The sequence below is a fragment of the Bacillus cereus genome (assembly GCF_002564555.1).
Lineage (GTDB): Bacteria > Bacillota > Bacilli > Bacillales > Bacillaceae_G > Bacillus_A > Bacillus_A cereus_K.
Genome location: NZ_NUVD01000015.1, coordinates 149,486 through 173,599 on the forward strand (window position 1 = coordinate 149,486; position 24,114 = coordinate 173,599).

Sequence of the window (24,114 nt, forward strand, 5' to 3'; positions counted from 1 at the left end):
AGCGTAATATCAACCATATTCTACTCATATTGTAATAGTGTATGTCAGAACTCACGATAAGGAGTGAACATAATGAGCTGCAATTGTAATGAAGATAATCAACATGATTTTGATTTCAACTGTGTATCGAATGTCGTTCGTTTTATACATGAGCTACAAGAGTGTGCAACTACAACATGTGGATCTGGTTGCGAAGTCCCATTTCTAGGAGCTCATAATAGTGCAGCAGTAGCGAATACACGCCCTTTTATTTTATACACAAAATCCGGAAATCCTTTTGAAGCATTTGCACCAAATGCAAGCCTTTCTAGCTGCCGATCTCCTATTTTCCGTGTAGAGAGTATAGATGATGATGATTGCGCTGTATTGCGTGTGTTAACTGTATTATTAGGTGATGGTTCTCCTGTACCACCTGGTGACGATCCAATCTGTACGTTTTTAGCTGTACCAAATGCAAGATTAGTATCGACCTCCACTTGTCTTACTGTTGATTTAAGTTGCTTCTGTGCTATTCAATGCTTGCGCGATGTTTCTATATAAAACTAAATACTACTTTAAGCATGGATTGGGTGGNNCCACCCAATCCATGCTTAAAAGGTATTATTATGTGAATTCCTTGAAATTGGTAACTTGTCCTTTTCATTAACTAAAAGTAGCAACAGATAAAGGAGTGAAAAATATGTTCTCTTCTAATTGCGAAGTAACTAAAATCGATTATGAGGCGAAACCAGCTAGTCCACTACCGGCCTTTGGTTTTGCGTTCAATGCATCTGCACCTCAATTTGCTTCATTATTTACACCACTACTATTACCTAGCGTAAGCCCAAATCCAAATATTAGCGTTCCAATAATAAATAATACAGTAAATGCCGGAGACGGTATTCAAATTCAACAAACTGGTATTTATCAAATTAGTTATATATTAACAGTAAGTCTTGAAAATGTTCCTGCGCCACCAAATGCTGCTCGATTCTTCTTAACATTGGGCACACCAGATAACATTATTCCAGGATCAGGAACGGCAGTCCAGGCTAATATTATCGGTACTGGTGATGCAGAAATTTCTAGTGGTGTTATTCTTATTAACTTAAATCCTGGCGACTTAATTCAAATCGTGCCAGTTGAATTATTTGGAGCTGTAGACATCCGTGCTGCAGCATTAACAGTTATACAAATTTGCTAGTAAAAAAGAGTTGTCCCATAAGTCGAATTTCTGACTATGTGACACTCCTTTTTATTCTGACATTTTGGAGTAGCGTACCCTTTTAAGAAAATTCATTTTATATTTATAATAAAAAACACTCACGGTAACATGAGTGTTTCATTCTTCATATTGTTTTATTATATTCTTCTTTTTCCCGCAATTACATCCCTTTTTCTTCACAAATCCTTGTTGCGCTAATTGTTCTTGATATGCCTGTTGTTGTGCTTGGTGCTGTTGCTGTATGTTATACCATTGCTGCAGATCATATGAATTTCGCCTTGGATTATTGCTCACAGCAAACATCTCCTCTACTATCATTTCTGTCTATTTACTATATGAATAGCTCCTTCTTTCCGTTACCTCATTCTTTTAAACTCCGCTTTTTCTCTTCTTATGAAAATATATTATTCTCCCATAAAATATCCTGTAATGGTCTCAATAATCGCTGCTGCACCCGCAATAGCTAATAAGGCAAGTAACGGTTCTGCAACGATAGGAATCCAATTATATAAAACTAATAAAAAAGCACTAACCCATACACCTGTACACCAATAGCAACTTAATAATTCGCCAATCCACTTTCTTAATCCGTTACCTTTTACTTTTGTGAAAGTTGATACACTTCCATCCGGATCCGTAATCTCTAATTCATCGATAAACGGTCTTCGTACAAAGGCTGTAATTTTATCATAAACAATGAGGCGAGTTAACCGAAAAGCTGCTAGTGCGAAAATAAAAAATAAAAGCCAGCTTGTAAACAGCATGATTCCACCTTCCCCTATCTTCTTTCGCCTATTTAAAAAAAAAGGTCTTGAGATTGTGACCAAATCTCCCCGACTCCAATATCTTATTAATGTAAATACAAACAAGAAGATAAGGAGTGACATTAATGAGTTGTAACGAAAATAAAAACCACGGCTCTTCTCATTGTGTAGTTGACGTTGTAAAATTCATCAATGAATTACAAGATTGTTCTACAACAACGTGTGGATCTGGCTGTGAAATCCCATTTTTAGGAGCACACAATAGCGCTGCAGTAGCAAATACACGCCCTTTTATTTTATACACAAAAGCTGGATTACCTTTTGAAGCATTTGCACCAACAATACCAGGAGATCTTAAGAACTGTACTTCTCCAATTTTCCGCGTTGAGAGTGTAGATGATGATAGTTGTGCTGTGCTACGTGTATTAGTTGTTGTATTCCATGATGGTTCGCCTGTACCACCTGGTGATAATCCAATTTGCACATTTTTAAATGTACCGAATTCAAAATTGAAAGCAACGCCTACTTGTATTACTGTTGATTTAGACTGCTTCTGTGCTATTCAGTGCTTACGCGACGTTTCTATCTAATAAGTGACATAAACTAAAAAACTATTGGGGTGGTAGAACCTTTCTACCACCTTTACATATTTATAAACCGGCCATATCAATTGATTTTATATCTTCTATAGATAATCTAATATCTCTCATACTATTTGGCGGCATAATGAACACAACTCCATTACGGTACGATATTATCGATCCGACATATGAAACTGTAGCCGTTTTTATTCTGCACCTTACTTTCGGAATGTAATGAGGGCGGTTTAATAAAAAATGAATTTTCTCCTCAGTATTCATATCCCTAAATGACTTATTGTAAGGGACCGTTCTCACCTGCTCTTGTTGTTCTTGCTCCGCTTCTTCTGTCTGTTCTTCTTTTGCTTGTTCTTCTATTAGCTGCTCTTCTTGTATTTCTTGTTCTATCACTTCTTCCACAGCACTACTTACAATATTTTCATTTCTATTCCTTTGCTCTTTTCGATCCTCATTTTCAAAGTTCGTAAGAATAATTCTTTTTATTTTCGGTGCAGTAAGTTCTAAATTTACTTGCGCAATATATAACAACGGTTTTCCAACTGTTGAACTTTTATTTTTATTCTTCACACTCGTCCCTCCCACTTCCATACATAGCTGAATAAATCGTGTACTATTATAGTTATATTCATCACGCGGCAAGAACTTTCGTAAAAATCGTTCTTTCTAAAAACAATAAAAAAAGGACAGTCTCAACATGTAGAGACTGTCCTTTTCAAACTTTATTCCATATTATATTTATCCTAAAATGTGATATCCTGAATCAACATGAATGTTTTCTCCAGTTACGCCGCGTGCTAAATCACTGAATAGGAATACTGCTGTATCTCCAACTTCTTCTGGAGTTGTAGTACGACGAAGTGGAGCACGCTCCTCGATTTCTCTTAAGATTGAATTGAAATCGCCTACACCTTTTGCAGATAACGTACGAATTGGTCCTGCAGAAATAGCGTTCACACGAATGCCGTGTTGACCTAAATCATTCGCTAAATATTTCACACTCGCTTCTAATGAAGCCTTTGCAACACCCATAACGTTATAGTTTTTCACAACGCGCTCGCCGCCAAGGTATGTTAAAGTTAAAATATTTCCGCCTTCTGTCATTACTTTCTTCGCTTCTCTTGCTACAGCTGTTAAAGAGAATGCGCTAATGTTTTGTGCAAGTAAAAATCCATCGCGAGAAGTATCTACAAATTCGCCTTTTAAATCGTCACGGTTTGCAAAAGCAATACAGTGTGCAACACCGTGAATTGTACCAACTTCTTGCTTAATTGTTTCAAAGCAAGCTGTAAGTTCTTCATCATTCGTTACATCACAAGGTAATACAAGTGATTCTTGTCCTTCTAATGTGTCCGCCAATTCACGAACATTTCTTTCTAAACGTTCTCCTGCATATGTGAATATTAATTTTGCACCTGCATTATGCAAAGAGCGAGCAATTCCCCACGCAATACTTCTTTGGTTCGCAACGCCCATAACAACAAATGTTTTCCCTTGTAATAGTTCCATGATATATCCTCCCAGAAATACTTATACTTGTTATTAGTACCTGATACTTATAATTATAGTACCATAAAACCGCTTAAAGGCAAACAAAAAAGTCATTAACATAAATTTTGTTAATGACTTTTTGTTTCTATAAAAAACCGCTCTAATCCTTCTTCCCAAGAAGGCATTTGTAAAAAACCATTCAATCGTAGCATGTTATGTTGAAAGATAGAATATTTCGGCCTTGCAGCCGCCGATCCAAATTCTTCGGTTGAAACAGGTAATACTTTCACCTTACTTTTTGTATGCGAAAATATTTTTTGAGCAAATTCAAACCAAGAACACGAGCCTCTATTTGATACGTGATACGTACCGTATAAAGAAGTATGAATGAGCTTATTTATAACCATATTTAAATCCGCCACATACGTAGGAGAGCCAATTTGATCCGCTACAACCGTTATTTCTTCTCTTTCTTTTCCTAACCGTATCATCGTTTTCACAAAATTATTGCCGTACTTACCATATAGCCACGATGTACGAACAATAAAATATTTATTATGTAACGCTTTGACGAACTGCTCCCCAGCAAACTTTGAAGCCCCGTATATATTTATCGGCGCTGGATTATGAAATTCATCATATCCATCCGGTCTATCACCTTGAAATACATAATCAGTACTAATATACACTAACTTAGCCCCTACTAATTGCGAAGCAACCGCTACATTTCGAGCTCCTATTGCATTTATTCCATACGCGAGATCCTGTTCTTTCTCAGCATGATCTACTTTCGTATACGCTGCACAATGAATAATAATATGTGGATGTATTTCTTGTACCACTTGCTGAATTCGGGATATATTTGTTACATCTAGTAGCTTTTTATCAAATGGATATACGTCATATTCTTCAGGATTTAACTCTTCTTGTAATTGCTTTCCTAATTGACCATTTGCTCCTGTTATGATAACCCGCTCTTTCATTTTCATGCCCCTTACTTTTCTTTTAGTGGTTTCCACCATTCCTTATTCTTTTCATACCATTGCACCGTTTCTTGTAATCCTTGTTCAAACGTATACTTCGGTTTCCAATCAAATTCATTCTTCATTTTCTCTGCATCAATCGCATAACGACGATCATGCCCTAAACGGTCTGTTACATACTCAATATCTTTTTTCGTTTTTCCTAGGAGAGTCATAATTTGTTCTACAACTTCTATATTTGTTTTTTCATTATTCCCGCCTATATTATATACTTCTCCGATACGTCCCTTATGCAAGACAATGTCAATTGCACGACAATGATCCGTTACATGTAGCCAATCCCTTATATTTAATCCATCACCATATAACGGTAATTTTTTTCCTTCTATTGCATTCGTAACCATAAGTGGAATGAGCTTCTCAGGATATTGATACGGCCCATAATTATTAGAACAACGCGTCACAATAACTGGCAATTGATACGTTTTATAATAAGATAAAGCTATCATGTCGCTACTCGCTTTACTTGAAGAATATGGACTATTAGGAGATACTAGCGTTTCCTCTGTAAATTTCCCTGTTTTCCCTAAAGAACCGTACACTTCATCTGTTGATACTTGCACAAGTTTCATATGTGGATATTTTTTCACTAACTCTAATAAGGTGACTGTCCCGATTACATTTGTATCATAAAAAGGGATCGGATTTTCAATACTTCGATCCACATGTGATTCGGCAGCGAAATTTACAATCACTTGCACGTCTCGCTCTTTTATAACATGCTCCAGCAGCTCTCCATTTTGAATTTTCCCTTTTACAAAAGAGTAATTAGGATGATCTTGAAGAGACTTTACATTATTTAAATTCCCACTATATGTTAACGCATCGTAATTAATAATTTTATATGTTTCATAGCTTTGTAACATGTAATGAACAAAATTACTTCCGATAAATCCAGCTCCACCCGTTACTAATATATTCATAAACAACTCTCCTACTTAAAAACTATCTTCATATTCCTGAAGTAATGGTAATATGCGGTCCTTATCAGATAAGATAGGGTTTGTTACCGGCCATGGAATCGCTAATTCTTTATCTTCCCACAGCACCCCTGAGTCATGCCCTGCGCTATAATATTCATCTACTTTATACATAACAGTAGTATGCGGGACAAGCGTACAAAACCCATGAGCAAATCCTTTTGGAACCAATAATTGCCGGTGGTTATCCGCACTTAAAATATATCCTTTCCATCGTTTAAACGTTGGTGAATCTTTTCGCAAGTCCACGATCACATCATAAATTGCTCCTTGCATAACTTGAATAAGCTTTGTTTGCGCTTTCGGATTTTTTTGAAAGTGTAGTCCCCGAATTGTTCCCGCTTGTGCTGAATAAGATACGTTGTCTTGTACAAACGAATACGTAATCCCTAACGTTTCTAGCACCTTCTTATTATAACTTTCTGTAAAAAATCCTCGTTCATCTCCAAACAACCTCGGTTCTAACAATTTCACATCGGTAAAGTTTGTTTCTACAACTTTCATATTCTCACCTATTCTCCGTTAAACTGTTTCCCAAAGTTTACATCCCGCGCTAACGTATTCGCCCTTTGAAGAGAAGCATGCGTTCCCGCATCAGTCCACCAGCCAATCATTTCGTTATAAGTAAGTACCCCTCGTTTTAAATACCAATTGTTTATATCTGTAATTTCAAGTTCTCCCCGTGCGGAAGGTTTTAATTCTTTTATATAGGAGAAGACTTTCGAGTCATACAAATAAATTCCTGTAACAGCATACGAGCTTTTCGGCTTTTTCGGCTTTTCTTCAATTTCAATTATTTTTCGGTTTTGAATATGTGCGACGCCAAATCTTTCAGGATCTTCTACAGATTGCAATAGCACTTTCGCACCTTCTTTTTGCTTTGTAAACTCTTCAACATACGGATGAATATCATCTGAAAAAATATTATCCCCTAATATAACTACCATACGATCATTCCCAACAAAATTCTCACAAAGTCCTAACGCTTGTGCAATTCCACCAGCCTTATCTTGCACACGATACGTAAAAGACACACCAAATTCGTGACCACTTCCTAAAAAGCTAACAACATCACCCATATGCTCCTTACCTGTAATAATCATAATATCTGTAATCTCGCATCGTTTCAGCTTATATACTGCATGGTAAATCATCGGATACCGTCCAACCGGAAGCAAATGTTTATTCGTTACTTTCGTTATCGGATAGAGTCTCGATCCAGTACCACCTGCTAAAATAATCCCTTTCACCCTGCATCTCTCCCTTATGATGGAGATAATATATCTAATGTTCTATAAGCACTTTCCTGTACTTCTCATATGTATCCGCATCAAACGCATCTCGGTTGTAATGAATACACCATAAATTCGCTTGATTAAGAATACCAATTAAATAGCCAGCTCTTTGCAACTCTAAAGACTGTGACAGATCATAAAAGTGGAATCCTTGAAACAAATCTTCTCGCCACGGAATATCATACTGCATCGCCATTCTTCTTAAGCATCTTCTAATAATACGTCATCTGCATCCAGCCATCATATATATTCTTGCGTCACTTTTGAGAAAGCAAAATTTCTAGCCAATGAAAATCATATATATTAGAAGTATATTTCTCTACTATTCCTTTCATTCGATCCACAGAACCCGTATCAACTATTACGATTTCATCAACCGCTTCCAAACATCGGGCCATTGTCTTTTCCTCATCTCGGACTATCATACATAGACTAGTTGTAATGCCTTACTTATTCAATAAAATCAACTTCTTCCAACTCAATCATATGTTATACAAATACTAAACTTTCCACTTTTTTATATTATTCAAGTCATTTTAGATTTCTTTTCGATAATTCAAATGTCCGTGTTATTCTCTTAAAACTTTGCATCTACTATATAATGAAAGCTTTATGGAGGTGAATTTATGTCAAATAACAATTATTCAGATGGCTTAAATCCAGAAGAACCATTACCCGCTAGTGCGTTTGATCCTAACCTTATAGAACCGACATTACCACCATTTACTCTTCCAATTGGACCGAATGAGCCGACTCAGTCGACCGGAGACACTGGCACGACTAGACCCACTGGAGATATTGGAGCGATCGGACCCACCGGAGATACTGGTGCGACTGGACCCACCGGAGATACTGGCGTGACTGGAACAACTGGAGACACTGGTGCAACTGGACCAACTGGAGATACTGGGGCGATCGGGCCCACCGGAGATACTGGCGTGACTGGAACAACTGGAGACACTGGTGCAACTGGACCCACCGGAGATACTGGCGTGACCGGATCAACTGGAGACACTGGCGCGATCGGACCCACCGGAGATACTGGTGCGACTGGAACAACTGGAGACACTGGTGCAACTGGACCAACTGGAGATACTGGGGCGATCGGATCAACTGGAGACACTGGCGCGATCGGACCCACCGGAGATACTGGTGCGACTGGACCCACCGGAGACACTGGCGCGACTGGGCCAACTGGACCGTCTGGATTAGGCCTTCCAGCAGGATTATATGCATTTAACTCTGCTACAACTAGCATAGCTATCGGTATTAATGACCCTGTACCATTTAATACTGTTGGACCGCAATTTGGCACAGCAATTTCTCAATTAGATGATGATACTTTCGTAATTAGCGAAACTGGCTTCTATAAGATTACTGTTATCGCATATACTGCAGCAGAAAGTTTATTAGGTAGCCTCGCAATTCAAGTTAACGGCGTCAATGTACCAGGTGCTGGCACAAGTTTAATTTCACTTGGAGCACCTATCGTTATCCAAGCGATTACACAAATCGCAACGACTCCATCATTAGTTGAAGTAATTGTTACAGGAATTGGGCTATCATTAGCTCTTGGTACTAGTGCGTCCATTATTATTGAAAAAATTGCTTAATTTTTTACTTAGCAGTAAAACTGATTTGAGTTTTACTGCTTTTTCTATTATGAATTCAATCACGGAATTCCTTCTTTCTACGTAGTCATAATGCTGTATAACATGCCAATGGAGAGTACATAAATTTCTTAATGGATGATGATATATTTCATAATAGTAAAATTGAAAAAATGATGTTCTATTCCCAGCAAGACTTAGATCAAAATTTCGCACTTATTACATTTTATCGGAATTGGATTAACGATAATGGAGATATAATTGCAAACCACCCGGCTATAAACAGGTTGCATAGCGAAGATACTCTACTAAGTAGGATAGATTTTGGGAACCATATGCTTATATCTGGACAGAATTTCAGATGCACATATACGCCTTTCCCGTTGTTTAAATATACTTATACAAGAGCTAAATACACAATAGTTTATCATAAGGGAGGAGCTATTCCTCCCTATTATGTATGACTTCCCACAAATAGTGGAATAAATGTATGAACAGTCTGCTTGTATATTATTTTTATATTGATGTCATCAATATACTTACTAGCGATAGAAAGGATTACATACAGTGAAAGATACGAATTCTCAATATCAAATAGACTACGTATTACTATTCATTTTATTTGCCATTGGGACTGTTAGTTGCTTTGCTATTGCAAGTGCACAAGCCTCTTTACCACCATTTTTACAAAACGTAAATTTTGCACTAAAGCAAATACAATGGTACTTCATTGGATTTCTCGCTATTGGTTTTATTATGATTATCGATTTCGATCGATATCAAAAAATCGCTTGGTATTTATATAGCTTTGCAATGATATTACTTATTGGGCTAGAACTTCAAGTCCCAGGTGCCGTTACAATTAAAGGGGCTACCGCTTGGTACAGGCTTCCAGGTATCGGAAATCTTCAGCCTTCAGAAATTATGAAATTATTTTTAATTATCGTCATTGGACGAATTATAGCGGATCATAATGAAAAATACTTTGTTAGAACACCTCGTGAAGATTTTATCTTACTCGGAAAAATATTCGCAACGAGTTTACCACCACTACTACTCATTGTAAAAGAGCCTGATTTAGGAAATGCAATGGTAATTTCCGCGATGCTTGCAACAATGGTTTTAGTTTCTGGTATATGTTGGCGCTTTATTTTCGGATTAATTTCCATCGCTTTTACAGCAGGTTCAACCTTAACATATATTTATTTTTCTCATACGGAATTCTTTAAAGAGCATATATTAAAAGAATATCAATTAAACCGATTCTATGGCTGGCTAGCACCTTACCAATATGACGCGCAAGGCTATCAATTAAGACAAGCCTTCTTAGCTACTGGATCAGGAGAAATGCAAGGAAAAGGATGGGAAAATGGACAAGTATATTTTCCAGAACCGCATACAGATTTTATTTTCACTAATGTCGCTGAACAATTCGGATTTTTAGGTGCAAGTGTCATTATTTCACTTTTTTTCTTACTCATTTTCCGCATGATTCATATTGCTTTAGAAAGTAATGACCCTTTCGGTAGTTACATTTGTGCTGGCACAATCGGGATGTTTACTTTTCAAGTATTCCAGAATATCGGGATGACAATCGGATTACTTCCTATTACAGGGATTACATTACCCCTTATGAGCTATGGAGGGAGTTCGTTGCTTACATATATGATTGCAATTGGATTTATTTTAAACGTTCGCTCACGGACGCAAATCTTTATGTTTAAATAAACCGTACAAAAAACGATATTTTTATCTCTATTCTTTTTTAGATATACTAATGAAAAATAAGCTGGAGGTTTAAATATGAAATATGACATTATAGGAGATATTCACGGCTGCTTCCAAGAGTTTCAAAATTTAACGACGAAACTAGGTTATAACTGGACGAGCGGCCTGCCGGTTCATCCAGACAATCGTAATCTCGCATTCGTTGGTGATATTACAGACCGCGGTCCTCATTCATTACGTATGATCGAAATTGTATGGGAACTTGTCATATATAAAAAAGAAGCTTATTACGCTCCTGGAAATCACTGTAATAAACTGTACCGATTTTTCCTCGGACGTAATGTGACAATCGCTCACGGACTTGAAACAACGGTTGCCGAATACGAAGCACTTCCTTCTCATAAACAGCAAATCATAAAAGAAAAGTTCATCACTCTTTATGAACACTCACCGTTATATCACGTAATCGATGAGAACAGGTTAATCGTATGTCACGCTGGTATTCGGCAAGATTACATAGGAAGAAAAGATAAAAAAGTACAAACATTTGTATTATACGGCGATATTACAGGAGAAAAACATGATGATGGCTCACCTGTCCGTCGCGACTGGGCAAAAGAATATACGGGGAACGCTTGGATTATATATGGACATACACCAGTAAAAGAACCTCGCTTTGTAAATCATACAGTCAATATCGATACTGGCGCTGTATTTGGTGGTAAGCTAACCGGACTACGTTATCCTGAAATGGAGACCATTTCTGTCCCTTCTTCCTTGCCTTTTGCCGCTGAGAAATTCCGCCCAATTTCATAACTACCTTTATCTTAGTAAAATTCATAAATTACGAGGGATTACCGTGTGTTTTAGCCGGATCTCACATAAATACTAGGTAGAGTAATAAAAAAGATGCAATAAAGTGCATCTTTTTTTTATTACCCAACATATAATGTCGCAGGAGGTGACAGAATGAAGAAAAAATCTTCTAAACAAAAAAGAAATTTTCCCCCTTTCTATCTGCCCGTATACGGAATTAACAACTGGTGCGGCATTCGAGCTGCAGCTTTAGAAGAATTAGAAGAACTAGAATCATCAAAAAAAAGTAAAGTAAGAACAAAATATGTCTCTTTAGAAAATGCTGTAATGAGCCGCATAATCAATAATAGAAAAATAAAGATGCAGCAAAAAAACAAACAGCTCTCTAATCACGATGAACAAGTACTGCATTCTGAGCAAAAACAGGAAAATACAGAAGACAACATCCCTTTAGCAATAAATAAAGAAATAGAACCAGAAATTCCAGCCACGATTATAAATCAAGTAAAAAAAATAAAAGAAGCTTTAACTTCATCAATTGAGATACAAACTGCAAAACCAATTATAATTGAGACCCCTACACTCGAAAATACGAAAGTGAAAAAGGGCAGCCGGTATGCACATGCAGAAGGTCTTCACTCTCATGCAGAGGGCTCGGCTTCACATGCAGAAGGGCTCCTTACACACGCAACAGGTTCTTTCTCTCATGCAGAAGGATCAAAATCAAAAGCAACTGGACATAGTTCGCATAGTGAAGGAAGTGAAACGACAGCAAGCGGCTCTTATTCACATGCAGAAGGCAAAAAGACGATTGCCTTCGGTGAAGCAGCACATGCAGAAGGAACTGCAACTATCGCTAATGGATTCTCTTCTCATGCGGAAGGTAACCATACATCAACAGCTCATTTTGCAGGTAGCCATATTATGGGACGCTTCGGCACTGCAGAAGAAGCTTATTCTTGGTTTATTGCAAATGGTACAAACGACATCGACCATAATATTGGTGCAAAATGGCTTGCCCATAATGGAGAGATGTATATTGAGGGCGCTTCTTATAATGCAAGCGGAACGGATTTTGCACAAATGTTTGAAGCAGCAGACCTTAAGCCTATTGATGTCGGTTATTTCGTTACATTTAGTAGTGACGAAAAAATTCGAATTGCTACTTCAAACGATTCATTCATTTTAGGAATATCTAGTGCAACTCCTGCTCTTATAGGAAATAGCGGTGCTTTAAGTTGGCAAAAACGCTATAAAACAGATAACTTTGGAAAACGTCAATATGTACGTACGGAAACGCAAGAAATACAACCACTTTTAAATACAGAATGGGATCCAGCTTGCAAATATATAGCAAGAAAAGACCGTGCCGAATGGCTTCCTGTCGGATTAATTGGACAAATGTTAGTACGTGATGACGGCACTTGCCAAACTCATGAATATTGTCGTCCAAATGATGACGGCATTGCTACAAAAGCAGAAAGTGGCTTTTTCGTTATTAAGCGTACGGGTGATCATCAAATCTTAATATTATTCCGCTAAGAAAAAAGGGAACAAAATTCTTTATAAAATAAGAATTTTGTTCCCTTTTTAAGGATGTCTTAATAACTCTTGCATATCGCTTGGAATCGTTGTAGTGAAAGACATTTCCTTCTCTAGAATAGGGTGATAAAACGTCAAAGATGTACTGTGAAGTGCTTGTCGGTTCATTTCATCCCTACTACCTCCATATAAGTCATCGCCAAGTAACGGATGTCCTATATGAGCCATATGCACACGAATTTGATGCGTTCTTCCTGTCTCAAGTTCAAGCGCTACATGTGTCTTATGTGATGAGCTTTCAATCACTCGAAAGTGAGTAACGGCTTTTTGTCCATCCTCACAAACTGTTCGTTCAATGATGCTATCAGATTTTCTACCAATCGGCGCATCAATCGTTCCTTCTCGCTCTATCATCTCTCCATGAACGATTGCTTCATACGTTCGTTTCACAGCTTTTTGTTGATGCTGTTTCGATAAAAGATGATGCACAAAACGATTCTTCGCAATAAGCATGAGCCCTGAAGTATCACGATCTAACCTTGTTACAATATGCACCGTACTAGCAAGATTCTGCTTATCATAATGGGATAAAAGCGCATTGGCAACACTCCCTACCGGATGTTCTCTAGACGGAATTGTTGACATATTCGCTTCTTTATTGATGACAAGTACTGCATCATCTTCATATACAATGCATAAAGGAATATCTTCGGTAATCATCCCTTCACTTCTTTCCTCCACCGGAAAAAAGACACGTAACTCTTCACCAGCTTGTAACTGGTGACGAACGCTTGCATGTTGACCATTTACTTCAATCGCTCCGCCATGAAACTTTATATCCGTTAAGGCAGCTTTAGAAATCCCTTTTGTTTTCAAAAATTCTCTAACTAAAGTTCCTTCTGCAGCTGACTCTATATCCCATTTCAATGTAAATCTGTTCAAATATATAAACCCCTTCTATTTATCTGCAACAAACGAGTCACGGACACGTTTCCAGAATGGGAACGGGCGGAAACGAACAAATCGTACTTTCTCGTTTGCAACGCGATACTGGATTGATTTCACATCTTGATGAACCATCGTTAAATGGTCCACCGTAATTTGCAAGTTCATTCCTGGAGCCGGCTTCAACACACATGTATGATGCTTCGGCAATACGAGTGGCGAGCCTACAGTACGAAACACACGGTTGTTAATGGATGCCATTTCTGCAATTTGAATTGCTTCAATCGAAGGGTGAATAATTGCTCCGCCAAGTGCTTTATTATAGGCAGTACTTCCTGAAGGAGTAGAGATACAAAGACCATCCCCGCGGAATGTTTCAAAGTACTCTCCTCGTATTTCCACTTCTGTTACTAATGTACCTTCTGCACTTTTCACAGTCGCCTCATTCATCGCTAAATACTGTGACTCTTTACTCCCATTCACATAGCGGATAATTACTTCTAAAAGTGGATATTCCACCACTTGGAATGGTGTTTTTGCAATTGCAATTACTAATTTTTCTACTTCTGTGGGTAACCAATCTGCATAGAAACCTAAATGCCCTGTATGTACACCAACAAATGCTGTTTCATCCAATCGATTATAATAACGATGAAACGCATATAAAAGCGTTCCATCTCCCCCAACAGAAATTACAATATCGGGTTCCTTTTCATCCATAATAAATCCAAAATCTAGCAAGTATTCTTTCATCGTGCTTGCTAGTGTATCTGATGATTGATCTCCCTTTGACATAATTGTAAATTTCATCGCCCAACACCCTTTAGTTTATGATTCGGAATCTTTCGCTTCTTGCTTTCTTGAGAAAGCCTTCTGCGCTTCTTGAATTTCAAGACGAATAGAAGACATTTCTTCATCTAATAAAAACGCTGCTTCCGCTGCACGTTGCAAGCGTATTTTAATATCCTCAGGAAAACGTCCACTATACTTATAATTTAAAGAATGCTCAATTGTTGCCCAAAAGTTCATCGCTAGCGTTCGTATCTGGATTTCAACTAATACTTTTTTCTCTCCCTGTATCGTTTGAACAGGGTAACTAATGACAACGTGATAAGAGCGATAGCCGCTATCTTTCTTTTGCGTTACATAATCACGTTCTTCCACGATTTCAAAGTCATTTCGTTTTCGAAGATATTCTACAACAGGTTTAATCTCATCCACGAATTGACACATCATTCTAAGACCAGCAATATCCTGCATATCTTCTCTCAATCGATCTAACGGTACATTTCTCTTTTCCGCTTTATCGATAATACTCGCAACTGATTTCACTCGTCCAGTTACAAACTCAATTGGAGAATGCTCCGTCAACATTGTAAACTGCGTACGCATTCCTTTTAGTTTCACTTTTAGCTCTGCCACCGCTTGGTGGTAAGGTGCTAAAAATTCTTCCCAATTTCGATTCATTTCAACCACCACCAAAATTAACCCATTTACTTATAGAAATACTTTTTCTACAGCAGTTACTAGTTCTTCTCCGTAATTTGCATTACCTTCAATATTTTCAACTAGATATTCTACTTCTTCTTTCAAACTTTCTAATTCCATTTCAACATCATTCACGCGAACGAACATTGCCATATTCTTATTCATCGCTTCATGCATTGCTTCCCAGCATGTGTGCGGAATACTTACATAAATGAAAGATGATTCGTTTTCTAAGATATATAAAAATGATAAATTGTCTGAGTCTACAAGTACGTGATTACGTGTACTTAACTCCTTTACCTTTATTTCAGTATTTTCTGCACAAAAAATAAGAGCATTCTCTCTCGTTTCTACGCTCTTAACTTGAATTTTATTTTGCATGCCCTAACTCCTCCATCTCAACTTCCTGTCTTACTTAACAGTATTATTGTATCATAACATGGACGCAAACAAATAAAACATTGAACCAAATTTGTGAAAAAGCGATAATGTGTAAAGAATTATTTTTCAAAGGGAGTGCATACAATGACACAAGAAATCGAAATTGAATTTAAAAATATGGTTACAGAAGAAGAATTCGAAACATTATGCAAATCATTTTCTATCGAAGCATTTACGAAACAAGTGAACCACTACTTTGAAACACCCAATTTTTCGTTAAAAGAAGCCGGTTCTGCACTTCGTATTCGACATAAAGGAGAAACTTATACATTAACATTGAAACAACCTGCGGAAGTCGGCTTGTTAGAAACACACCAAGTCATAACAGAAGACGAAGCAAAAATGATGATGGAAACAAACACAATCATTCAAGGGATTGTAGTAGATCAATTACACAAATTACAAATTCCTGTTTCCGCCTTAACTTATATGGGTAGTTTAACAACAGAAAGGTCTGAAACATTATTTGAAGGCGGAACACTTGTCTTTGATCATAGTTTCTATTACAATCACGATGATTATGAAATTGAATTTGAAGTGCAAGATGAAGAATCAGGAAAAGCAGCATTTATCAATTTATTAACGCAACATAATATCCCAGTTCGTCATACAAATAACAAAGTAAAACGCTTTTTCCTTGCCAAACAAAACAAAGCACGCTAAAGTGAAAATTCCACTAGTGAATACGTTTCACTAGTGGATACATCTTACTATTGAAAAGCAAAAGATTCATTTGCAACATGTAGAATACGCAACGAATGTTACGAAAGCTGTTTATTTGCCCTCTCGAACATTCCATTGCTACAATAGATATACATTTCATGGAAAAAGGAGTTTATAAAGGATGAGCAAGCAACCGATGACACCATTTGAAGCAATTGGCGGTGAACAATGCATTGCAATATTAGTGGATACATTTTATTCCTATGTCAGTAAACACCCTGACTTATCTCCCATCTTCCCGGATGATTTAACAGAAACCGCTAGGAAGCAAAAACAATTTTTAACACAATATTTAGGTGGTCCTAATTTGTACACTGAAGAACATGGTCATCCTATGTTAAGAGCACGCCATCTTCCGTTTGAGATTACTCCAAAACGAGCAGAGGCTTGGCTATCATGTATGGAGCAAGCAATGGATGATACAGGAGTGCACGGTCATATAAGAGAGTTTGTTTTTGAACGTTTAGCATTAACTGCTCAGCATATGGTTAATACTCCAAACGAAACAGGTGAAGTGTAATGGATAAGCAAGAAGCAAAGCATATAAATATGCCACCCCCTTCCGCATGTGAGCATAAGTCTGTAGAAGCATATTTATTTATTGATCCGCTTTGTAAAGATTGCTGGGAAATTGAGCCCGTTATTATTAAATTATGGCTTGAATACGGAAAATACTTCTCTATTCGTCATATCGTAACAGGAAAAGTGGATGGAACGAACGCTTCCTCACACAAATGGAATAAACCTGCTAATATTCGATTTGTGTGGGAAAAGACAACAAGTTTACAAGGGTTTTCATGTGATGGAAAGGTACATATGCAAGAGGCGTCATCAACACCATATTTAGTTTCGATGGCAATTAAGGCAGCGGAGTTGCAAGGCCGAAAAGCAGGTTCGAAGTTTTTGCGAAAACTCCAAGAATACATTTTCCTTGAAAATGTATTGAACCCAGACTGCGAATTATTACTTTCATGTGCGAAAGATAGTAACATTGATGTAGAAGAATTTAAAAAAGATCTACATTCCGCTAGCGCAAAAAAAGCTTTCCAATGTGACCTAAAATTCACAAATGAAATGCATATTACAGAAATACCTTCCCTCGTCTTTTTTCATGCAAACTCAGATGAAGAAGGTATTAAAATCGCTGGAACTTATTCCTATGATGTATACGTACAACTATTAAAAGAGCTTGTAAAATGTGAGATTGAGCCAGAACCGTTACCATCTTTAGAAGTGTTACTAGAAGCGACGCAATTCATCTCTTCAAAAGAAGTAGCATTTATATATGACTGCCCGCAGCAAGAAATCGAGCGTGAACTAAAAAAATTACAACTGAAACGGAAAGTACAAATGATTGAAGTAAAGTGCAAACGTTATTGGAAATGGATAGCAAAAGAAAAAGACCTGGTGTAAACACCAGGTCTTTTTCTTTACGGCTTATAAAAATATTAAAGGGGATGGGAGAAATTTTCACGTTCAAACAAAGGGGTATATGTTTGTATGTGAATTCGTTCACGCTTATTATATTACAAGATTCGACGTCAGATGACAACCCCTTTTGTCGAATTTCACACTTTTGTCACATTCTAAACGCTTTCATTTTTGAATAGGCTATATAAAAGCTCTTTAGGAGGTGTTTTTCATAAAAAAATTCTATATTTTACTCATTTGTTTATGTGTCCTTGCTTCTTTTTTCTTGTACATTCTCTCTCTACTACAGGCTTTTCCTAAAATTATTGCCTTACCTCTTTTATTTGGAATCATCGTCATCGCTCTTTCCTATTTCAATCATAAAAAACGATTTAAAGGGTTTTAACTTCAAAAAACAACTGTAAAACTGTCTTCTAATTTAGAAAAAGAAAGGAAAAACACCTTATTTTATCGACAAATTTCGACATTATTTCAATTAAAAAAGACGAGGATGAAATCCCTCGTCTTTTCTCATTACTTCTCTTCAAATAATAACGCTTCTAATTCATTTAATTTTTCTTCGAATACTTGTAGTGCTTCTTTTACCGGTTCTGGAGATGCCATATCTACTCCCGCTTTTTTCAGCACTTCAATTGGATAATCAGAGCTTCCAGCCTTTAAGAATTCGTTAATGTAACGTTCTACTGCTGGTTGACCTTCTTCTAAAATTTGTTTTGATAGCGCTGTTGCCGCACTAAATCCTGTTGCGTATTGATATACGTAATAGTTGTAGTAGAAATGCGGAATACGAGACCACTCTAAACCAATTTCTTCGTCGATTACTAAAGCGTCACCGAAATATTTCTTATTTAAATCGTAGTAAATTTCCGTTAACATGTCTGGCGTAACAGCATGTCCTTCTTGTACTTTCTTATGAATAATATGCTCAAACTCCGCGAACATCGTTTGACGGAATACAGTACCACGGAATCCTTCTAAATAATGATTTAATAAATATAGACGCTCTTTCTTATCTTCTGTCGTTTTTAATAAATAATCATTTAGAAGCGCTTCATTACAAGTTGATGCTACCTCTGCAACGAAGATTGAATAATCCCCATATACGTGCGGTTGTGTCTTTCTTGTATAGTAACTGTGCACCGAATGACCAAACTCGTGCGCAAGTGTAAATAAATTATTTACATTATCATGCCAGTTCATTAAAATATACGGATTTGTTCCGTATGCACCAGATGAATATGCTCCGCTTCGTTTTCCTTTATTCTCATACACATCTACCCAGCGATTTTCATATGCTTCTTTCAAAATCTCAACATACTCATCACCAAGTACATTTAAAGACTTTAATAACATTTCTTGCGCTTCTTCATACTTCACGTTCATTTTCACTTCTGGTACAAGTGGTGTATATAAATCGTACATGTGAAGCTCATCTAGTCCTAACGCACGCTTACGAATATCAATGTAGCGATGTAGTAAGTGTAAATTATCATTTACCGATTCGACAAGTTGATCATATACTGCTTCAGGAATATTATTATTACTTAATGCAGCTTGACGAGCAGAATCATATTTACGAACGCGTGCATTGAAATTATTACGTTTCACTGCCCCGCTTAACGTACTTGCAAATGTATTCTTATATTTTCCGTACGTTTCATATACAGCTTTGAATGCATCTTCGCGCACACGACGATCATCACTTTCTAAAAACTGAATGTAACGACCATGCGTAATTTCTATTTCTTCTCCGTCCTCACCTTTAATAGACGGGAATTTCAAATCCGCATTATTCAGCATACCAAATGTATTACTTGATGCACTCATTACTTCAGATGCTTCCGCTAGTAAAGCTTCTTCCGCTTCTGATAATACGTGCGGACGTTGACGTGTAATTTCTTCTAATGCATGTTCATATACACTTAAATCTCTATCTTCTTTCAAGAATGTTTGCAGTGTATCTTCTGAAATAGATAAGATTTCAGGCACAATATATGCTGTGCTACTAGATACTTGTGAATATAAATTTGTTGCGCGATCATTTAATGCTTGATATACAGAGTTTGTTGTATCTTGATCGTAACGCATATGGGCATATGTATATAGCTTACCTAATCGCATTGAAATTTCGTCTTCATATTGCAGTGCCTCAAGTAAGTTGTTCGCGGAGTCAGCCAGTTTCCCTTTAAATTCAGTTAACTTCGGTAATAACTCTTTAATAGCTTGGAATTCTTTTTCCCATTCTGCATCTGTTTGGAAAATATCTTCTAATCGCCACGTATTTGCTTCTTCAATCTCATTGCGATCTGGTAATGTTTTTGCTTTGTTTTGTTCAGACATTCTTTAAGCCCTCCTTTAAATATCTCTACTTAAGTACAATTCGTTTTTTCTTATGTAATTCCTTCACGATCATTCTTTATTATATCCCCTTTTCCATCTCTCATGTTGAACTTTGTCTCAAACAGAGATAGCGCGTAAGCTAAGCAAATTTCATCATATTTCATAACTTCCTCCTCTGTTTTTAACAGAACTACATCCCTTATTTTTCGGTACGCATAAGTCCCTACCTTATGCAATACGCCTGCATAGCATAAAAAAGTCATATATTCAGTAACTGCTACTTTCCATATATGCTGTGAAAAGTATGGAAGCAAGCGCATTTTCGTATACTTTTTCACATAGCTACACACATATTGAAAGGAAATACACTCTCCTATCGCAAGCTCTCCTATACACTTCATATATAGAAAAGCTTGCCATATAAATGGATTTGTTTGAAAAGCAAATGAAGACGGGAGCGGAACACCAATTTCAGAAGGGAAGCTCGCTGGGGTACATTTTAATTGATATAAGAGGCGTAATAGTGGCTTATAATTATAATTCCAAATCGGCAAGGCATTTTGCCGAAAATAGTTCTTCCTTTGCTTCCATTCTTGCTCTAATTTTTCTTTTTGAAAAGGAACGGGAGAAAAGAGCATTTCAAAAGTAGTCGTATCGGTTGGTAAATATATAATATGTGAAAAAGAGGTGTTTGTAGAAAATGAAGTGATAAATGCGCATTTCATAAATGATTTTTGTTTCGGACAGAAGAAAATAAGAAGTGGCTGAGGATAAGATTGCAAGGAGAAAGCCATAAGTGAAGAGAATTTCATCCAATATGCAGATTGCTTTTTTAATTGATTTCCACCAATGATCCAGATGACCTGTATGCCGGCTTGCCAATATGAGTATGTTCGTTTCGAAAGCTGCTCTACGGAAAGATTCGCGCATTGATATTCAATCGCAATTTTTCTGCCCGCTCTCTCTACGAACATATCTGGTCTTTGCTGAATTTCCGGAAGGTAATGTTCTATATTCACATGAAACTTTTGACGTTTCAACCATCTATATAACACTTCTTTCCCTTGCATATGATATATAGATTCTACTTCATAAAAAGCAAGGCAAGAATCCACTTTCTTATGAGCAAAATGCCAACTTTTTTGTTTCCCTAATTTCATTTGTACTTCCTTTCCGCAAGCTGTGCAAAAGAATCTTTCCTTTTTTCGCATACGGCGTAAAAGCTCTTCATCACGATTATAGAGTAGATGAATTTTTTCTCCGTTTTCTCTTTTAGCGATAAACATCAGAATCACACCCTTTCAGCTCCTTATATTCTACAATATGTTACAAATTCCTTTTAAAAAAGAGATGTCCCAATTTCGGACATCTCTTTTTATAATAAAGGTGATAATAATCGATACGTTGATTCCACAATCCGTCTATGAAGACGTCTTTTATGAAAACGATCGACATGAATTTCACTCGATTCTTCTATATCCTCTTTAAAATCTTGAACGAGTTTTCGAATGCTATCTGTATCATATAAAAAGGCATTTACTTCAAAATTCAAATGAAAACTTCTCATATCCATATTAGCGGTCCCAATTGAAGCTAAATCCGAATCGACAATAACAACTTTACTATGAAGAAAACCTTTTTCATATTCATATATCTTTACTCCTGCATCTAAAAGCTCTGGGAAGTAAGATCTTGATGCGTAAAAGACAGTACGCTTATCAGGTTTACTCGGCATGAGTAAACGAACATCAATACCCGCAAGTGCAGCAACCTTTAATGCAGATAAAATGTCATCATCAGGAATGAAATATGGCGTCGCAATCCAAATTGATTTCCGAGCAGAAGCGATCATTGCAAAATACAAATGTTTAATCGTTTCCCATTTATTATCTGGTCCACCTGCAACAAGTTGCACGCCACCCCAATTTTCGCCTTCTACCGCTGTTGCTTGCAAATATTCAGGCGCTAATACGGCCTCACCAGTCATATAAAACCAATCTTGAAGGAAAATAAGTTGCAAACTTTGAACAGCTTCACCACGTAAATATAAATGCGTATCCCGCCAAAAACCAAAATATTTATCCTTCCCTAAATATTCATCACCAATATTTAGTCCACCTACAAACCCTTCATTTCCATCAATAATCACAATTTTTCTATGGTTTCGATAATTAATTTTATCGTTTAAAATCGGAAAGCGCACAGGAAAGAACGGAACCATTTCTACACCTGCATCATTTAATTCTTCAATATACGATTTCGATAACTTAAAACTTCCAACCGCATCATATAAAAAACGAACGACAACGCCTTCTTTTGATTTTTGTATTAAAATATCTTTAATTTCTGTTCCTAGCTTATCATCACGTACAATGTAATATTCCATATGAATATGATGTTTTGCTCGTTTCAATCCGTCCAAAATAGATTGAAACGTTTCATCTCCATTTGTTAATGTTCTCGTTTCAGTTTGGAATGAAATATTTAAAGCACCTAATCGATCTGCTAAACGAAATAACAATTCCTGATGCTTATGATCACGCAAAATTCGCTCTTCATAATCTTTATGTCCCTTATATTGTAAAAACGCTTGTTCATCGAGTAATGCCTTCTTTTGGAACATTCTTTTTCTCCGAAAGTTCTGTCCAAATAATAAATAAGCGAAGAATCCAAATACCGGAAAAATGCCTAATACAATTAGCCATGTAAGTGTTTTAGATGGATGGCGGTTTTCTAAAAAAATAACGCAGCCAATTAAAAATGCAGATACCGTAAATAAAATACTAATAATACCTAAAATCGAAACATCTTTTATCCCAATTACATCCGAATAAAATGCTACATCAATAAACATACGTAACGAAACAAATAATGCGAACAATAGTAGGATAAAGAAAATCAGCTTTAACGTATTTTTCATCTTTTACCTCCTCACTAAGAAAGTTTTCTCACCCTTCATATAAAAAGCCGATTTCTTACTATAGAAATCGGCCTACGTTTTAGCAGGAAAATTATTGCGAATTGTTTCAAGCGCATGCTCTTTCACAATTTGTTTCCCATACTCAGCTACACGATGAATTGTTAAAGTAGATTCTTCTCCATATTCTAGAATAATACTTAAAATACGATCAATTTCTTCTTCATCATGTAGCACTTCATCGAATTCCACATATACATAATAGCGGTCCTCAAATGAATACAGCTCATCTTTTATATCCTCAAAAATAAGACGGTGGCTCAATGAAATAACATCTTCAAAATCATTAAACTTAATTAAAAAGCCAAACGTACCATCTTCATTAAAGTTTGTTCCTGTTTGTTCTTCTACCTCTTCCACTAATTCTTGCTGGAATAGTGATTCGATTCCTTCATCTAGAGGAATGTCTATAATTTTGTCTACACCTATTGGTAGCTCCAGTTTTTGTCCATCCTTTGACAGCTCCGCTTTCGTTACAAGTACTTCAATCCCTTTATCGACTGCTTGCACTTGGATCCATAACGGGCCATCAATAAAGAAATCGTCATGATCACGAGCTTCGTCCATCATCTCCCAAAAGAGCTCTTCACTTCGTTCGCGGTCATACCAAATTTCTTCACGATTAAACCCTCTGTCCTCTATATCAACGTACGTAATAAAAAATTTCATCGTATGATCATTAATTCTTTCAATTTCCAAA

General features: G+C 36.7%; 26 protein-coding genes and 3 pseudogenes. 11 read left to right on the forward strand and 18 right to left on the reverse strand.

Annotation, left to right across the window (positions count from 1 at the left end):
• Positions 1-72: 72 nt before the first annotated feature.
• The gene (gene cotY / locus COI75_RS07760; protein ID WP_001277722.1) at positions 73-540 is read left to right on the forward strand and encodes a spore coat protein CotY; all 468 of its coding nucleotides are present in this window, start codon (positions 73-75) and stop codon (positions 538-540) included.
• Positions 541-679: 139 nt separating this feature from the next.
• Positions 680-1,183, forward strand: coding sequence for an exosporium protein ExsF (exsF, locus tag COI75_RS07765; protein WP_000493037.1), 504 nt, complete (start codon positions 680-682; stop codon positions 1,181-1,183).
• Positions 1,184-1,321: 138 nt separating this feature from the next.
• On the opposite strand, the gene COI75_RS07770 is transcribed toward exsF, so the two are convergent.
• Both COI75_RS07770 and COI75_RS07775 read right to left on the reverse strand, forming a co-directional pair.
• The gene (locus COI75_RS07770; RefSeq protein WP_033657965.1) at positions 1,322-1,522 is read right to left on the reverse strand and encodes a hypothetical protein; all 201 of its coding nucleotides are present in this window, start codon (positions 1,520-1,522) and stop codon (positions 1,322-1,324) included.
• 86 nt (positions 1,523-1,608) lie between these two features.
• The gene (locus COI75_RS07775) at positions 1,609-1,968 is read right to left on the reverse strand and encodes a DUF1360 domain-containing protein (protein WP_000899667.1); all 360 of its coding nucleotides are present in this window, start codon (positions 1,966-1,968) and stop codon (positions 1,609-1,611) included.
• Between the two features lie 125 nt (positions 1,969-2,093).
• Between COI75_RS07775 and COI75_RS07780 the strand changes: the two genes are divergently transcribed.
• A complete protein-coding gene (locus tag COI75_RS07780; RefSeq protein ID WP_001277751.1) occupies positions 2,094-2,558 on the forward strand; it encodes a CotY/CotZ family spore coat protein in 465 nt (154 codons plus the stop codon).
• A 60-nt stretch (positions 2,559-2,618) separates the two neighbouring features.
• On the opposite strand, the gene COI75_RS07785 is transcribed toward COI75_RS07780, so the two are convergent.
• The 8 genes and pseudogenes from COI75_RS07785 to COI75_RS07820 form a co-directional block, all read right to left on the reverse strand.
• Positions 2,619-3,155: a CotO family spore coat protein gene (locus COI75_RS07785; RefSeq protein ID WP_080013372.1), complete on the reverse strand. Its 537-nt coding sequence runs from the start codon at positions 3,153-3,155 to the stop codon at positions 2,619-2,621.
• 147 nt (positions 3,156-3,302) lie between these two features.
• Positions 3,303-4,073: an enoyl-ACP reductase FabI gene (gene fabI / locus COI75_RS07790; RefSeq protein WP_000421885.1), complete on the reverse strand. Its 771-nt coding sequence runs from the start codon at positions 4,071-4,073 to the stop codon at positions 3,303-3,305.
• 110 nt (positions 4,074-4,183) lie between these two features.
• Positions 4,184-5,038, reverse strand: coding sequence for a dTDP-4-dehydrorhamnose reductase (gene rfbD / locus COI75_RS07795; protein ID WP_000664675.1), 855 nt, complete (start codon positions 5,036-5,038; stop codon positions 4,184-4,186).
• An 11-nt stretch (positions 5,039-5,049) separates the two neighbouring features.
• Complete coding sequence (gene rfbB / locus COI75_RS07800) at positions 5,050-6,021, reverse strand: dTDP-glucose 4,6-dehydratase (protein WP_001024174.1); 972 nt, start codon at positions 6,019-6,021, stop codon at positions 5,050-5,052.
• A 15-nt stretch (positions 6,022-6,036) separates the two neighbouring features.
• Positions 6,037-6,582, reverse strand: a complete 546-nt coding sequence (gene rfbC / locus COI75_RS07805) for a dTDP-4-dehydrorhamnose 3,5-epimerase (RefSeq protein WP_000869432.1) — start codon at positions 6,580-6,582, stop codon at positions 6,037-6,039.
• Between the two features lie 8 nt (positions 6,583-6,590).
• Entirely contained in the window at positions 6,591-7,328 is a 738-nt protein-coding gene (locus COI75_RS07810) for a sugar phosphate nucleotidyltransferase (protein ID WP_098448274.1), read from the reverse strand.
• A 34-nt stretch (positions 7,329-7,362) separates the two neighbouring features.
• Positions 7,363-7,569, reverse strand: a pseudogene (locus COI75_RS07815) (glycosyltransferase); the annotation flags it as partial.
• Positions 7,570-7,616: 47 nt separating this feature from the next.
• Positions 7,617-7,798: pseudogene (locus tag COI75_RS07820) on the reverse strand (beta 1,4 glucosyltransferase); the annotation flags it as partial.
• Positions 7,799-7,999: 201 nt separating this feature from the next.
• Here COI75_RS07820 and COI75_RS27775 point away from each other — a divergent pair.
• From COI75_RS27775 to COI75_RS07845, 5 genes and pseudogenes are all read left to right on the forward strand, one after another.
• Positions 8,000-8,986 (forward strand): BclA C-terminal domain-containing protein, encoded by a 987-nt coding sequence (locus COI75_RS27775; protein WP_098448275.1) that lies wholly within the window; start codon positions 8,000-8,002, stop codon positions 8,984-8,986.
• A gap of 104 nt (positions 8,987-9,090) precedes the next feature.
• Positions 9,091-9,339: pseudogene (locus tag COI75_RS07830) on the forward strand (glycosyltransferase family 2 protein); the annotation flags it as partial.
• A 211-nt stretch (positions 9,340-9,550) separates the two neighbouring features.
• A complete protein-coding gene (locus tag COI75_RS07835) occupies positions 9,551-10,711 on the forward strand; it encodes an FtsW/RodA/SpoVE family cell cycle protein (RefSeq protein WP_098448276.1) in 1,161 nt (386 codons plus the stop codon).
• A 75-nt stretch (positions 10,712-10,786) separates the two neighbouring features.
• Positions 10,787-11,527, forward strand: coding sequence for a bis(5'-nucleosyl)-tetraphosphatase PrpE (gene prpE / locus COI75_RS07840; protein WP_098448277.1), 741 nt, complete (start codon positions 10,787-10,789; stop codon positions 11,525-11,527).
• A gap of 153 nt (positions 11,528-11,680) precedes the next feature.
• Positions 11,681-13,069 carry a peptidase G2 autoproteolytic cleavage domain-containing protein gene (locus COI75_RS07845; RefSeq protein ID WP_098448278.1) on the forward strand — a complete coding sequence of 463 codons (1,389 nt, stop codon included), beginning with the start codon at positions 11,681-11,683 and terminating at the stop codon, positions 13,067-13,069.
• Positions 13,070-13,117: 48 nt separating this feature from the next.
• On the opposite strand, the gene COI75_RS07850 is transcribed toward COI75_RS07845, so the two are convergent.
• Genes COI75_RS07850 through COI75_RS07865 form a run of 4 tightly spaced genes read right to left on the reverse strand, consistent with a single transcriptional unit; the run spans position 13,118 to position 15,883 of the window.
• Positions 13,118-14,011, reverse strand: a complete 894-nt coding sequence (locus COI75_RS07850) for an RluA family pseudouridine synthase (protein WP_098448279.1) — start codon at positions 14,009-14,011, stop codon at positions 13,118-13,120.
• Between the two features lie 15 nt (positions 14,012-14,026).
• On the reverse strand, positions 14,027-14,824 hold the full coding sequence (locus COI75_RS07855; RefSeq protein ID WP_000673191.1) for an NAD kinase: 798 nt from the start codon (positions 14,822-14,824) through the stop codon (positions 14,027-14,029).
• A gap of 18 nt (positions 14,825-14,842) precedes the next feature.
• The gene (locus COI75_RS07860) at positions 14,843-15,481 is read right to left on the reverse strand and encodes a GTP pyrophosphokinase (RefSeq protein ID WP_001081486.1); all 639 of its coding nucleotides are present in this window, start codon (positions 15,479-15,481) and stop codon (positions 14,843-14,845) included.
• A 30-nt stretch (positions 15,482-15,511) separates the two neighbouring features.
• The gene (locus COI75_RS07865) at positions 15,512-15,883 is read right to left on the reverse strand and encodes a hypothetical protein (RefSeq protein WP_098448280.1); all 372 of its coding nucleotides are present in this window, start codon (positions 15,881-15,883) and stop codon (positions 15,512-15,514) included.
• Between the two features lie 144 nt (positions 15,884-16,027).
• Between COI75_RS07865 and COI75_RS07870 the strand changes: the two genes are divergently transcribed.
• From COI75_RS07870 to COI75_RS07880, 3 genes are all read left to right on the forward strand, one after another.
• On the forward strand, positions 16,028-16,606 hold the full coding sequence (locus COI75_RS07870; RefSeq protein WP_098448281.1) for a CYTH domain-containing protein: 579 nt from the start codon (positions 16,028-16,030) through the stop codon (positions 16,604-16,606).
• Between the two features lie 181 nt (positions 16,607-16,787).
• Positions 16,788-17,186: a globin domain-containing protein gene (locus COI75_RS07875; protein ID WP_000043382.1), complete on the forward strand. Its 399-nt coding sequence runs from the start codon at positions 16,788-16,790 to the stop codon at positions 17,184-17,186.
• Positions 17,186-18,079, forward strand: coding sequence for a ClpXP adapter SpxH family protein (locus tag COI75_RS07880; RefSeq protein WP_000360635.1), 894 nt, complete (start codon positions 17,186-17,188; stop codon positions 18,077-18,079). The genes COI75_RS07875 and COI75_RS07880 overlap by 1 nt, the downstream gene beginning before the upstream one ends.
• Positions 18,080-18,610: 531 nt before the next feature.
• Here the strand turns inward: COI75_RS07880 and pepF are convergent.
• The 4 genes from pepF to mecA form a co-directional block, all read right to left on the reverse strand.
• Positions 18,611-20,437 (reverse strand): oligoendopeptidase F, encoded by a 1,827-nt coding sequence (gene pepF, locus COI75_RS07890; RefSeq protein ID WP_000003353.1) that lies wholly within the window; start codon positions 20,435-20,437, stop codon positions 18,611-18,613.
• A 50-nt stretch (positions 20,438-20,487) separates the two neighbouring features.
• On the reverse strand, positions 20,488-21,732 hold the full coding sequence (locus COI75_RS07895) for a competence protein CoiA (protein ID WP_098448282.1): 1,245 nt from the start codon (positions 21,730-21,732) through the stop codon (positions 20,488-20,490).
• An 80-nt stretch (positions 21,733-21,812) separates the two neighbouring features.
• A complete protein-coding gene (locus COI75_RS07900) occupies positions 21,813-23,357 on the reverse strand; it encodes a cardiolipin synthase (RefSeq protein WP_098448283.1) in 1,545 nt (514 codons plus the stop codon).
• Positions 23,358-23,429: 72 nt separating this feature from the next.
• A complete protein-coding gene (mecA, locus tag COI75_RS07905; RefSeq protein WP_000402128.1) occupies positions 23,430-24,113 on the reverse strand; it encodes an adaptor protein MecA in 684 nt (227 codons plus the stop codon).
• Position 24,114 lies beyond the last annotated feature (1 nt).